At 70.8% G+C, this 11658-nt stretch carries 12 protein-coding genes; 4 read left to right on the top strand and 8 right to left on the bottom strand.

Annotation, left to right across the window (positions count from 1 at the left end):
* Positions 1–66 precede the first annotated feature (66 nt).
* Positions 67–717, top strand: a complete 651-nt coding sequence (locus tag OG252_RS25375) for a GntR family transcriptional regulator (protein WP_266436534.1) — start codon at positions 67–69, stop codon at positions 715–717.
* The gene (locus tag OG252_RS25370) at positions 714–2015 is read left to right on the top strand and encodes an MFS transporter (protein WP_266436532.1); all 1302 of its coding nucleotides are present in this window, start codon (positions 714–716) and stop codon (positions 2013–2015) included. Before OG252_RS25375 ends, OG252_RS25370 begins: the two co-directional genes overlap by 4 nt.
* A 99-nt stretch (positions 2016–2114) precedes the next feature.
* On the opposite strand, the gene OG252_RS25365 is transcribed toward OG252_RS25370, so the two are convergent.
* Positions 2115–2939 carry a maleylpyruvate isomerase family mycothiol-dependent enzyme gene (locus OG252_RS25365; RefSeq protein ID WP_266436530.1) on the bottom strand — a complete coding sequence of 275 codons (825 nt, stop codon included), beginning with the start codon at positions 2937–2939 and terminating at the stop codon, positions 2115–2117.
* 178 nt (positions 2940–3117) lie between these two features.
* Between OG252_RS25365 and OG252_RS25360 the strand changes: the two genes are divergently transcribed.
* Entirely contained in the window at positions 3118–3912 is a 795-nt protein-coding gene (locus OG252_RS25360; protein WP_329338919.1) for a carbon-nitrogen family hydrolase, read from the top strand.
* A 109-nt stretch (positions 3913–4021) separates the two neighbouring features.
* Here OG252_RS25360 and OG252_RS25355 read toward each other — a convergent pair whose 3' ends face one another.
* Positions 4022–4522, bottom strand: coding sequence for an LURP-one-related/scramblase family protein (locus OG252_RS25355; RefSeq protein ID WP_329338917.1), 501 nt, complete (start codon positions 4520–4522; stop codon positions 4022–4024).
* 7 nt (positions 4523–4529) lie between these two features.
* Complete coding sequence (locus OG252_RS25350; protein WP_329338915.1) at positions 4530–5519, bottom strand: GlxA family transcriptional regulator; 990 nt, start codon at positions 5517–5519, stop codon at positions 4530–4532.
* 52 nt (positions 5520–5571) lie between these two features.
* Here OG252_RS25350 and OG252_RS25345 point away from each other — a divergent pair, with 52 nt between their 5' ends.
* Entirely contained in the window at positions 5572–5958 is a 387-nt protein-coding gene (locus OG252_RS25345) for a cupin domain-containing protein (protein ID WP_266436523.1), read from the top strand.
* A 28-nt stretch (positions 5959–5986) separates the two neighbouring features.
* On the opposite strand, the gene OG252_RS25340 is transcribed toward OG252_RS25345, so the two are convergent.
* The 5 genes from OG252_RS25340 to OG252_RS25320 all read right to left on the bottom strand — a co-directional run bounded on the left by OG252_RS25340 (position 5987) and on the right by OG252_RS25320 (position 11562).
* A complete protein-coding gene (locus tag OG252_RS25340; protein WP_329338913.1) occupies positions 5987–8359 on the bottom strand; it encodes a hypothetical protein in 2373 nt (790 codons plus the stop codon).
* 138 nt (positions 8360–8497) lie between these two features.
* Positions 8498–9256, bottom strand: a complete 759-nt coding sequence (locus OG252_RS25335; RefSeq protein WP_266436519.1) for a hypothetical protein — start codon at positions 9254–9256, stop codon at positions 8498–8500.
* Between the two features lie 229 nt (positions 9257–9485).
* The gene (locus OG252_RS25330) at positions 9486–9830 is read right to left on the bottom strand and encodes a hypothetical protein (RefSeq protein WP_266436517.1); all 345 of its coding nucleotides are present in this window, start codon (positions 9828–9830) and stop codon (positions 9486–9488) included.
* An 88-nt stretch (positions 9831–9918) separates the two neighbouring features.
* Complete coding sequence (locus OG252_RS25325) at positions 9919–10170, bottom strand: DUF6458 family protein (RefSeq protein WP_266436515.1); 252 nt, start codon at positions 10168–10170, stop codon at positions 9919–9921.
* A gap of 99 nt (positions 10171–10269) precedes the next feature.
* Positions 10270–11562 carry a M18 family aminopeptidase gene (locus OG252_RS25320; RefSeq protein ID WP_266436513.1) on the bottom strand — a complete coding sequence of 431 codons (1293 nt, stop codon included), beginning with the start codon at positions 11560–11562 and terminating at the stop codon, positions 10270–10272.
* Positions 11563–11658 lie beyond the last annotated feature (96 nt).

Genomic DNA, 11658 nt, shown 5'->3' with positions numbered 1-11658 from the left:
GTTCGCCCGGCGTCCGGATGCTGGACGGTCGCCATCATGCGTACGTGTTGTATCTAAGCTGTGGGCATGAGCCTGGCAGTCAAGCACCCGCCCGCCGCCGACCGTGTGTATTCCCACGTCAAACAGGGTGTCCTGGACCGCCGTTACGAGGGCGGCACCCTGCTGACCGAGGGCGAGCTCGCCGAGGCCGTGGGAGTTTCCCGCACGCCGGTGCGCGAGGCGCTGCTGCGGCTGGAGGTGGAAGGGCTGATCAAGCTCTACCCGAAAAAGGGAGCGCTCGTCCTGCCGGTCTCCGCCCAGGAGATCAAGGACGTGGTCGAGACCCGGCTGCTGGTCGAGGAGCACGCGGCCCGCAAGGCCGTACCGGCCCCCGCCCGACTCATCGAGCGACTCGAGGAACTGCTGGCCCGGCAGAAGGAACAGGCCGCCGCCGGAGACCTCGCCGGGGCCGCCGTCACCGACCGCTGTTTCCACGCCGAGATCGTCCGCAGCGGCGGCAACGCCATCCTCTCCCGCCTCTACGACCAACTCCGCGACCGCCAGCTGCGCATGGGCGTCGCCGTCCTGCACTCCCACCCCGACCGCATCGCCAAGACCCTCGTCGAACACGAGGAGATCCTCGACGCCCTGCGCTCCGGGGACGCGGAGGCCGCCGTCGGCATCGTCCACCGGCACGTCGACTGGTTCTCCCACCTGGCGCGGGGGGAGGTCCGATGAGCTCGACGTCGGTCACCCTGCCGGGCGACCCGCCGGGGGGACGTCGCGCCATGGCCGTCTGGGGCATCGGCGTCTCCGTCTACTTCGTCGCGGTCATCTTCCGTACGTCCCTCGGTGTCGCCGGCCTCGACGCCGCCGACCGCTTCCACGTGGGCGCCTCCGCGCTGTCGACCTTCTCGATCCTCCAGCTCCTCGTCTACGCGGGCATGCAGATCCCCGTCGGCCTGCTGGTGGACCGGCTCGGCACCAAGAAGGTGCTGGGCCTGGGAGTCGTCCTCTTCACGGCCGGACAACTCGGCTTCGCCTTCTCGCCGTCGTACGGCATGGCCCTCGCCTCACGCGCCCTGCTCGGCTGCGGTGACGCGATGACCTTCATCAGCGTGCTGCGGCTGGGCACCCGCTGGTTCCCGGCCCGGCGCGGCCCGATGGTCGCGCAGCTCGCCGGGCTGGCCGGCATGGCGGGCAACCTGGTCTCCACCCTCGTACTGGCACGGCTGCTGCACGGCATCGGCTGGACGGCGGCCTTCGCGGGCAGCGCGCTCGCCGGTGTCGTCGTCTTCGTGCTGCTCCTGCTGTTCCTGAAGGACCACCCCGAGGGGCACGAGCCGGAGCCGTTCCCGCACCAGGGGGCGGCCTACGTACGGCGGCAGATCGCCGCGTCCTGGCGGGAGCCGGGGACCCGGCTCGGGCTGTGGGTGCACTTCACGACCCAGTTCCCGGCGATGGTGTTCCTGCTGCTGTGGGGCATGCCGTTTCTCGTCGAGGCACAGGGGCTGTCGCGGGCCGTCGCGGGGGAGCTGCTGACGCTCGTCGTGCTGTCCAACATGGTCGTCGGACTGGTGTACGGGCAGGTCGTGGCCCGGCATCACGAGGCGCGGCTGCCGCTCGCGCTGGGGACCGTGGGGGCGACGGCGCTGATGTGGGCCGTGACGCTGTCCTGGCCCGGCGAACACGCGCCGATGTGGCTGCTGGTGGTGCTGTGTACGGTGCTCGGCGCCTGCGGCCCCGCCTCCATGCTCGGCTTCGACTTCGCCCGGCCGGCGAATCCGCCGGAGCGGCAGGGCACCGCGTCCGGGATCACGAACATGGGGGGCTTCGTCGCGTCGATGACCACCCTGTTCGCCATCGGGGTGTTGTTGGACGCGACCGGGGACGACTACGGGGTCGCGTTCTCTTCGGTGTTCGTGCTGCAGGCGGTGGGCGTCAGCCAGATCCTGCGGTTGCGGAAGCGGGCGGCGCGCAGGGAGCGGGAGCGGTTGGTTGCGAGCCGGGTGGAGACGGTGCACGTGCCTGCGTGAGGCACCCGGTGTTGGTGCGGGCGTTTCTGGGGGCTCCGCCCCCAGACCCCCGGACCTATGCCCACCCACCACCCGACTCGGTCGGATAAAAGGGTCCCCCTACGGCGTCACCCTGAAGTTCCGCAGGATCGCCCCCGTCAGCGCGGGATCCCCCTCCGCCTTCACCCGGTCCGCGACCGCCTCCGGCGTCACACGGCCGCAGGCGAGGCGGACGTACGTCTCCCAGTCGAGGGTGAGCGTGGCGGCGGGTCCGAGCGCGGGGACCGTTTCGAGGGTGCCGCGGCCCTGGATGTCGATGCGGATCGTGCGCAGGAACTCGATGGGCCCGTGCACGTCGAAGACGATCGCCGAGCTGCGGGGAGCCTCGGCCTTGACCGCCACGATGTCGGGGAGCGCGGCGAGCAGCACGTCACGGGCGATGTGCGCGCCCGGGGAGTCGAGGTTGCCGGGACGGCCGAGGGCGGCGCGCAGGTCCTGCTCGTGCACCCACACGTTGAACGCGTGATCGCGCATGGCCTCTTCGAGGGTGACCTCGGTGCTCAGGTGGCCGCGCACCTTCTTGCCGGGATCACGGGACTCGTTGCGCAGCTGGCGGTTGCGACGGATGATCACGTACTCCAGCTCGGAGGTCATCTCCGGCGCCGTGTGGTGACGGCGGACGTCGACCTGCATCTCCATGTAGCGCTGGTGCTCGTTGGTGACGTGGAACAGGTCGCGCGGCAGCGTGTGGATGGGGCGCGGATCGCCGAGCATCTCGCAGTCCAGGCCGATGACATGGGAGACGATGTCACGGACGGACCAGCCGGGGCACGGCGTTCGTCGGTTCCACTCACCCTCCACGAGCGGCTGCACCAGCTCGGATATCGCTTCGATGGAGTGGGTCCAGGCGTCGGCGTAGGGCTGGAGAGTGGGATGCAGACTCACGGAACGGGACCCCTCGGCGGTCGGTACTCGGGCGGTTGCGGCGGCGTTGCCTGCGGGAGGTGGCTGTCAGCGGGTGTCTTGGGACGCTAAGTTACGCTGCTGTGAGGCACGCTGGCAGTGCTTTCGTGTGACGATCGTAGGCCCGTGTGGACGGCTCGAATGCCAGGACGGTGGTAGTGTGCGCGCCTCTTTGATCCAGATCGCCGTGGACGAGGGCGAATCGGTCGACTCACGTCGGCGGCGCGTGGCCTCGCTGGTACGGGATCAGGCGGGCGCCCACCTGGTCGTCCTGCCCGAGTTGTGGACCACCGGGGCGTTCGCGTTCGAGGAGTTCGGGGGCGAGTCCGAGCCGCTGCAGGGGCCGACGTACGAGGCCATGGCGAAGGCGGCGAGCGACGCGGGCGTGTGGCTGCACGCCGGTTCGATTCCGGAGCGCGCCCCGGACGGGACCCTCTACAACACCTCCCTCGTCTTCTCTCCTTCCGGCGATCTGGCGGCCTCCTACCGCAAGATCCACCGCTTCGGCTTCGACAAGGGCGAGGCCGTGCTGATGGGCGCGGGTGCGGACCTGGTGACGGTGCGCCTCCCGGACACGACCGTCGGCATGGCGACCTGCTACGACCTCCGTTTCCCCGAGCTCTTCCGCGGTCTCGTCGACGCCGGTGCCGAGACCCTGGTCGTCCCGGCGGGCTGGCCGGAGCGCCGCCGGGCGCACTGGACGCTGCTGGCTCAGGCGCGGGCGGTGGAGAACCAGGCGTTCGTGCTCGCGTGTGGAACGGCCGGGGCGCACGCCGGAGTTCCGCAGGCCGGTCACTCGATCGTGGTCGGTCCGTGGGGCGAGGTGCTGGGGGAGGCCGGGGCCGACGAGGAGGTCCTCACGGTGGAGTTCGACCCCGGGAAGGTCGCGACGACCCGCGAGCAGTTCCCGGCGCTGAAGGACCGGGTGCTCGGGGTGGCTGCGCCGCGTCGGTGACGGTGGGGTGTGGTGCGCGCCCAGGGTTTTCGCCCCCTCCGCCCCTTCCCGTCCCGTCCCTGGGGGCTGCCGCCCCCAGACCCCCGCTTCGGCCCGAAGGGCCTCGTCCTCAAGCGCCGGACGGGCTGAGTTTCTCCGCCAGGTGGATCACGCAGACCGCCACCGCGATCAGCAGCGCCGGGTCCGCGTCCTCCCGTACGACGTCCACGCCGTAGGTCTCCCGGACGTGGAGCCAGCGGCGGGAGACGACGGCCAGGAGTTCGCCGTCGTACTCGATGGCGAACTCGCGGTCGAGGATCTTGCCGCTGACGTCCAGTTCCGTGCTGCCGTCCGCCAGGGCCACCCGGTAGTGGTTGCGGAGCAGTGACAGCCGCTTGCGGCGGATCGTGGCGAGCGGTTCGCCCTCCCGTTCGATCACCATGGTGTCGCGCAGGGCGAACATCTTCTGGCGGATGTCGATGAGGACGCGCCCCTGGGTGTCCTTCAGCTCGAAGGTGTCCCGCAGCCGCATCGCCTTGCCGTCGACGAGGAACACCCTGTTGCCGCGGTCGTCCTCGATCCAGTAGTCGTCACCGATGCCGAGGAGCCGGTCGCGCACGAGGAATCTCATACCGTCCTCATACCCTCACCGCCTCCCCGGCGGCCGGTCCGAAACGCCGCCGGTAGGCCGACGGACTGAGGCCGGTCTCGCGCCGCACGCGCGCGCGTAGGTTCGCGGCCGTCCCCAGCCCGCTCCGGGCGGCCACCACGTCCAGCCGTTCCTCCCCGCGCTCGATCAGCCGGCAGGCGAGCGCCACCCGCTCCCCCGTCAGCCAGGCCAGCGGGGTCGTCCCGAGCTGTGCGCGGAAGCGCCGGTGCAGGGTCGCCGGCGAGACCGCCGCCCGCGCCGCCAGATCCGCCACCGTCAGCGGCTCCTCCAGCCGTTCCTGTGCCCACGCCACCAGCGGCCCCAGCGACTCGTCGGGCACGTCCGGCACCGGCCGCTCCACGAACTGCCGCTGCCCGCCGTCCCGGTGCGCGGCGAACACCAGGCGCCGGGAGACGTGGTTGGCGACCTCGGCGCCATGGTCGCGCCGTACGACATGAAGGCCGAGGTCGAGCGCCGAGGCGCTGCCCGACGCGGTGAGGATGTCACCGTCGTCGACGAACAGGACGTCCGACTCCAGGCGTACGCCCGGGAAGCGCGCGCGGAAGGCGTCCGCCCACATCCAGTGGCAGGCGGCCCGGCGCCCGTCCAGCAGCCCCGCCTCCGCGATGGTGAACGCGCCGGAGCAGAACCCGACGAGCCGGGCGCCCCGCGCGTGTGCCCGGCGCACGACGTCCAGCACCCGCGGGGCACGCGGAGCGTCGGTGTCGGGCCGGTTCGGCACGATCAGGGTGTCCGCCTCCTCGGCCGCGTCCAGCCCGGCGACCCCGGTGAGCGTGAAGAACCCGTCCCGCATCCGGGTCGCGGGCTCGGCGGCGCACAGCCGGAAGTCGTACAGCTCCCGGCCCAGTTCCGGCCGCCGCAGCCCGAAGATCTCGATGGCGCAGCTCATTTCGAAGGGGTTGGAGTTCTCGTCCACGAGCAGAACCACGGTGTGCGGCTGAGAGGATCGTTGCGGCATATGCGATTTCTAGCACTCGTACGGCGACCGGGGCACCCCGCACGATGAGCCCATGGAACCCATCGCGCTGTCCGCCGCCCTCGCCTCCTTCACCGACCTGTGGAGCCCCCGCATCGTCACGGCCGTCAACGACTACGACGTACGCGTCGCGAAGGTCGAGGGCGACCACGTCTGGCACGTCCACGACCACACCGACGAGTTCTTCCTGGTCCTGGACGGCGAGCTGCACATCTCCCTCCGGGAGCCGGACGGCGAACGCACGGTCGTCCTCCCCAAGGGCTCGCTCTTCACGGTCGCCCGCGGCACCGAACACAAGCCGTACGCCCCGATCCCGACCGAGATCCTCGTCCTCGAACCGACCGGCACCCTGACCGTCGGCGACCGCCACGACGACGTACCGGACCATGTGGACGCCACCACGGGCCATGCCTTGGCCTGAGGGGTCGGCGGACCGGGGCAGGCCGGGCTCAGACCCCCACCGCTGCCTCCTGGGCCTCGACGTCCTCCAGAGCCGGGTCTTCTTCGGGGGTGGTCTTCCGGCGGAGGTTCTCCACATCCGTCTGAAGCCCGATCAGCAGCTTGTGGAGATCGTCGAGGACGGGCAGCGGGACGATCGGGGTGTGGCCGCCGACCTCGGGTTCGAGCAGCAGCAGCCGGTCGAGGGCGTCCCGGGCGGCCGTCACGCTGTGCCGCAGCACCTGCTTCTGCTCGGCGGCGCGCTGGCTGGCGGGACGGAAGGGTTCGTCCGTGTTGGACGAGTGATCTCCCTCGGCCTCGGTCGCGGCAGCGGTCGTCACGGGCTGACCGGCACCTGCCTCGTCGGCTGCCACGCCCTCTGCACCGGCCGGCCCATCGGCCTCCACCCCCGCGCCGGAGTCGCCGGGCGACGCGGTTGCCGCCGCCGCCCGGCCGGTCGCCGGGCGCGCCGGGGACGGGACCAGGAGCGCCTTCGGCGGGTGCGCCTTGCGCGCGCGGCTCGGGTTCGAGGCCCAGACCACGTCCCACTGGTGCAGCGTGATGGGCACACCGTCGGCATCGCGCGCGATCTTGTCGGGACTGTCGAGGTCGACCTTGAAGTGGACGTACGCGGTGTCGGACACGTCTCCCGTCTTCTCCTGGCGGATGAGCTGGCGCGCGGTCACCGCGTTCTCCGGCAGCGCGTCGCTGCGGAACCGGTTGGCGGCCAGGGCGAGGGTCCACAGCCCCAGCTCGTTGTGCCGCTGGGAGAGGTCCTCGACGACCTGGTTGACGTCGGCGCGGAAGGGGACACCGCCCTTCTCCTTGGGGGCCATGAGCGCCGACCCGACGTTCCGGGTGAGCAGCTTGTCGGCGATCAGTGCCACGCCGCCCGCCACGGCCAGCGTGCAGCGGGCGTCGGTGTCACCGGCGAGGGCGGGTGCCACCAGGGCGGTGAAGTCCTCCGTCGGACGGGGAGTCCACTCCTCGACCACGTCGCAGGTGAGGACGCCGCCGTTGTTCCAGGCGTTGCGGGCCTGGGTCGTGACGTACTTCTTGTGGGAGCGCCAGGGAAGGTCGATCAGCGGTCCGAGGAGCTCCGCGAACCCCTTCAGCCCCATCCGCTTGCCGCCCTTGATGGCCTTGGCCTGGTCCTTCAGATGGTCCAGGAGCTCGGGCCGGGTCAGCCAGTAGACCAGGTAGACGCTGCGCCACAGCGCGGTGCCGGGCGGGGGCGTGTCGCCGGGGACCATCCGGGGCAGCTCCTCCACCGGGATCCGGCCGACGGCCAGGCCGTGGACGACCTGGAGATCGTCCTTCGGTACCAGTGACTCGCCCAGCTGGATCACGCGCTTGAGCGCGCGGGTCGCGACCTCGACGTTCTGGGCGGCGGGGTCCCACTGCTTGAACTCGACGTGCACCGAGGCCAGTACGGAGCGGATGGCGTCGTCGAAGATGTCCTCGGCGGCGAGCAGATGGCCCGGGTGCCCTTCGGCCCCTACGGCGATCTGGGCCGGAAGGACGTAGGTCTGGGCGATCTGGGCCGCGCGCAGCCCCGGCTCCTCCACCGCGTTCTCCTGGGCGAACTCCTCCCTGAGGGCCTGGCGCCACTTGTCCCTCCCCGCGGCCAGCCGGTGCCCGAGAGGGACACCTCCCGGCGCGGGCGCCGCGGTGGCGTTCTTGCCGAAGAGCGAGTCCACCGCGAGCGTCGCCGCCTCCGCCGCCCCGGCGTCGGGGCCCGCGAGCACGGCCCAGGCACTCGCGAGCCGGGTGATGCCGTCCCGTACGACCAGGACGTGGAACGGCTCCGTGCCGTCGTCGAAGGCGATCTCGACGGGGTGCGTGATCAGGTTGCGGGTGACCTTGCGGGCGAGGACGGACGGCGCGTAGCTGTTGAGCGACAGCGTGCCGTGGACGGTCTGCCAGACGTGGTTCCGCAGGTGGGTGAGGTTCTGGTACCGGTACCGCACGATCGCGCACGGTCGGCCCTCGTCGGTGATCCCCTGGACCTGGGGGTCGGGGATCTCCATGACCTCCATGCCGGTGCGGGGCTGGATGCCGGGCAGCAGTTCGCTCAGGTGGACCCGGGTGACGATGGAGCGCAGGGTCGCGCCGTCGACGTTCTCCACCATCAGGAGCCCGGCCGGCTCCTCGGCGGTGGTCCTGAGCTGTACGGCCACCCCGTCGGGGCCCGTCGTGGCGCGAGCGACGGCCTGCCAGGCGGTTTCCGGCAGCAGCGCCAGCGGGTTCGCCCGGCCCGCCGCGACCACCTTCGCGATGTCGGCGTCCCGGGACGTGGCCGGCAGTTCGGGCTCGACATTCGACACCAGTACGGATTCGGAACCCCAGTCCACGGTGAAGGAGCGGGGGGCGTGAAGGGGCATGGGAGATGACCTCCGGGTCAGGAGAGGCGGAACGAGGCAGGCGAGGCGGGCAAGGCAGGCGAGGCGGGCCAAGGCAGGCAGGGCGGGCAAGGCAGGCAAGGCGCGTCGGGCGAACGGAACGCCGCCCGGTCGTGAGTTTCAGAGCTCCAGCGGTCCCTCGGCGCCGGGCAGCAGCTCCGGGAACCAGTCCCACAGGAAGCGGCGGTTACGGCGCCGGGCATGGTGCTGGTAGGCGCAGTAGGCGACGAACTCCGCCGCCTCCAGGAGACCGTCCAGCCCCGCCTCCAACCCCGCCGAGACGTACGGCAGTTCCCGGGCCGCCCGCGGGTCCACGGCCGACGGCGCGGGTGTGAGCTCGTACCAGGACGCGGCCGTGTTCGTGCGCAGGACCGCGAGCGCGGACGTGCCCTCCGCCGCGTGGTGGGCCGACAGCCTGGAGAGCAGGGCGTCGGCCGTCGCCGCGTGGGCCCCGCCCCGGCTGCGGGCGGTGCCGACCGTGGTGCCGGGCAGCCCGGCGATCACGTCGAGGCCGCGGCGCAGGACATGCCGGTAACCCCACTGCTCGGCCTTGGTGGGGCCCCGCCTGGTCGACGGGAACCGCGTCCTGCCCTGTCCGGCCGCGAGTTTCCGGGCGCGAAGGGTGTCACCGCGTCGGATGTTGAGTGCGGGGTCCGTGTACAGAGCCTCCTGGAACTCGGCCCAGGCTGCCACCGCCGCCTTTGATTCGATGGCCTGGTAGCCGATACGCAACCACCCTGCCAGGGATATGTCCTGGCCGCCCGAGAGGACGCCGACGTAGAGGTCGCGGGGCGGGTGGTTCGCATGAGCGAATTCTGGTGACGCACAGTCGTGTCCGCCGCCGGCGGCGGGCGAGGGCTGGCTCGCGGTACTGCTCATGGCTCACTCCATTGCACAGCAAAAAGGTGTGATGGAGCCTCCGCTGCAACGGCGGTGCTCGCGCGTTGCAGGACTCGCCTCGCTTCACGCGATGACGACGTTAGGGCCCGCCAAGTCGTCAGCAAAGCCGATTTGTGCACTCGGGCCCGGTATGAACAAGAGTCGATCAGAACCGGTCCCGGTCGGACAGGATCCGACCGGGACCGGTTCTGATGTGAGCCGACCGCCGTCAGATCGGGCTCAACTGCCCTCGCGCATCCGGGTAGTTCTCGAAGAGCTGCGGAAGCGGGCTCTGTCCGAGCCGGTCGAGAGCGGCGACGGACGACGCGATCGCCACGGTCTGACCGAGGACGCTGTCCTTCTCGATCACGAACACGAACTCGTTCTCCGACGTCGGCAGCCGCCTCGGCAGCGTGATGAGGCCGAGCTTGTCGAACTCCTTAGAGATGTCCTCGCACAGTTCGGCACTCAGACGCTGGCGCTCCGGTGCCGCGTACTGCTTGATGAAGCGCATCGAGAGCCGCTTGATCCCGTGGTCCACCTCGACGGCGTGCGCGATAACGGTGAAGTTCATAACTCAGCAGATTACTGAGTTAGTTACTGAGATACGGGACCTTTCCCTGAACGCCGTGCCACGCCGTAGCTGTCACATGCCGTAGCTGTCACACGCCGTAGCCGTCGCTGTACCCGTTCCGCCTGCTCTGGTGCCGTTCCTCTTCGATGACCGGTGTGTTCGGCGGCACCACGACGCGCCTGCGCCGCGCGATGCTGCTGAAGGTGCTGACGCCGATCAGTCCCACGACCATCAGGATGATCCCGACGAGGTCGAGATTGACCCCCTGCATGTCCCAGTCGGTCGCGAACGTGAGGATGGCTCCCGCGGCGATGAGGATGATGCATCCGCCGAGGCCCATGAGTGTCGCCTCCCTGTCCGGTCCGGTCGATCCGGTCCGTGACTGCGAGTACCCCGGCTGTCAACCCCCATGCCGGGCGGAACCCTTGAAGGCCGGAACCTAGCCCGCCAGGAACGCCACCAGCGAGTTCGCCAGCAGATGCGGGTCGTCGACGCCGCACAACTCCCGTGCGCTGTGCATCGAAAGGATGGCCACGCCGATGTCGACGGTCATGATGCCGTGGCGGGCGGCGGTGATCGGGCCGATCGTCGTGCCGCACGGCATGGAGTTGTTGGAGACGAAGGTCTGGAACGGCACGTCCGCCTTCTCGCAGGCGGCGGCGAAGACCGAACGCCCCGAACCGTCCGTGGCGTAGCGGTTGTTGACGTTGACCTTCAGGATCGGGCCGCCGTTGACGCGCGGGTGGTGCGTCGGGTCGTGCCGCTCCGCGTAGTTGGGGTGGACCGCGTGGCCCGTGTCGGAGGACAGACAGACGGTCCCCGCGAAGGCCCTCGCCCGGTCCTCGTACGATCCTCCGCGCGCGAACACCGAACGCTCCAGCACGCTGCCGAGCAGCGGTCCGTCCGCACCCGTGTCCGACTGCGAGCCGTTCTCCTCGTGGTCGAAGGCGGCGAGCACCGGGATGCAGGGCAGGTCGCCCCCGGCGAGCGCGGCCAGCGCGGCCACCCCGGAGTGCACGGACAGCAGGTTGTCCATGCGCGGCCCGGCGAGCAGCTCGCCGTCCCGGCCCAGGTAGGCCGGCGCCTCCACGGAGTGCGTCATCAGGTCCCAGCCGGTGGCCTCGCCCGCGCCGATCCCCGTCTCCTCCTCCAGGAAGGCGATGAGATCACCGTCGCGGACGTCGTTGCCCAGCCCCCAGATGGGCTGCAGATGGCGCTGCTTGTCGAGCTTGAGGCCCTCCGACGACACCGAACGGTCCAGGTGGATGGCGAGTTGGGGCACCCGCAGCAGCGGCCGGTCGATGTTCACCAGCCGCGTCGAACCGTCCCGCAGGGTCAGCCGGCCCGCCAGGCCCAGATCGCGGTCCAGCCACGAGTTCAGCAGCGGACCGCCGTAGATCTCCACGGCCACCTGCCGCCACCCGTGCGCCCCCGTGTCGGGCCGCGGCTTGACCCGCAGGTTCGGCGAGTCGGTGTGCGCGCCGATGATCCGGAAGGGAGTGTGCGGCTCGGCGCCCTCGGGCACGTACCACGCCACGATCGCCCCGCCGCGCAGCACGTACCGGCCGCCCGTCGTCCCGTCCCACGCGTCCGTCTCCGCGACCTGTCGGAATCCGGCCTTCTCCAGGCGCTCGGCCGCGTTGGCCACCGCGTGGTACGGCGAGGGACTCGCCGCGAGGAAGGACATGAGGTCGTCGGTGTGGCCGCGATCGAAGCGGGAGGGTGCGCTCATGGGGTTCACCTTAACGACGTACGAGGGCCCGCTCCCGGCGATGCGGAGCGGGCCCTTGTGTGGACGATGTGGAGCCGCGTACGGCTGGTCTGATGT

This window comes from Streptomyces sp. NBC_01352 (assembly GCF_036237295.1).
GTDB classification, from domain to species: Bacteria; Actinomycetota; Actinomycetes; order Streptomycetales; family Streptomycetaceae; genus Streptomyces; species Streptomyces plumbiresistens.
The sequence above is the reverse complement of the archived record's forward strand: the minus strand, read 5'-3'. Positions and strand labels throughout refer to the sequence as shown.

Excerpts from the sequence above, each read along its gene's own strand:
- OG252_RS25320 (WP_266436513.1), bottom strand. The coding sequence starts at position 11,562 with ATGAGCGCACCCTCCCGCTTCGATCGCGGCCACACCGACGACCTCATG.
- OG252_RS25375 (WP_266436534.1), top strand. The coding sequence starts at position 67 with ATGAGCCTGGCAGTCAAGCACCCGCCCGCCGCCGACCGTGTGTATTCC.
- OG252_RS25340 (WP_329338913.1), bottom strand. The coding sequence starts at position 8,359 with ATGCCCCTTCACGCCCCCCGCTCCTTCACCGTGGACTGGGGTTCCGAA.
- OG252_RS25325 (WP_266436515.1), bottom strand. The coding sequence starts at position 10,170 with ATGGGCCTCGGCGGATGCATCATCCTCATCGCCGCGGGAGCCATCCTC.
- OG252_RS25370 (WP_266436532.1), top strand. The coding sequence starts at position 714 with ATGAGCTCGACGTCGGTCACCCTGCCGGGCGACCCGCCGGGGGGACGT.
- OG252_RS25330 (WP_266436517.1), bottom strand. The coding sequence starts at position 9,830 with ATGAACTTCACCGTTATCGCGCACGCCGTCGAGGTGGACCACGGGATC.
- OG252_RS25350 (WP_329338915.1), bottom strand. The coding sequence starts at position 5,519 with ATGCCGCAACGATCCTCTCAGCCGCACACCGTGGTTCTGCTCGTGGAC.
- OG252_RS25345 (WP_266436523.1), top strand. The coding sequence starts at position 5,572 with ATGGAACCCATCGCGCTGTCCGCCGCCCTCGCCTCCTTCACCGACCTG.
- OG252_RS25355 (WP_329338917.1), bottom strand. The coding sequence starts at position 4,522 with ATGAGATTCCTCGTGCGCGACCGGCTCCTCGGCATCGGTGACGACTAC.
- OG252_RS25335 (WP_266436519.1), bottom strand. The coding sequence starts at position 9,256 with ATGAGCAGTACCGCGAGCCAGCCCTCGCCCGCCGCCGGCGGCGGACAC.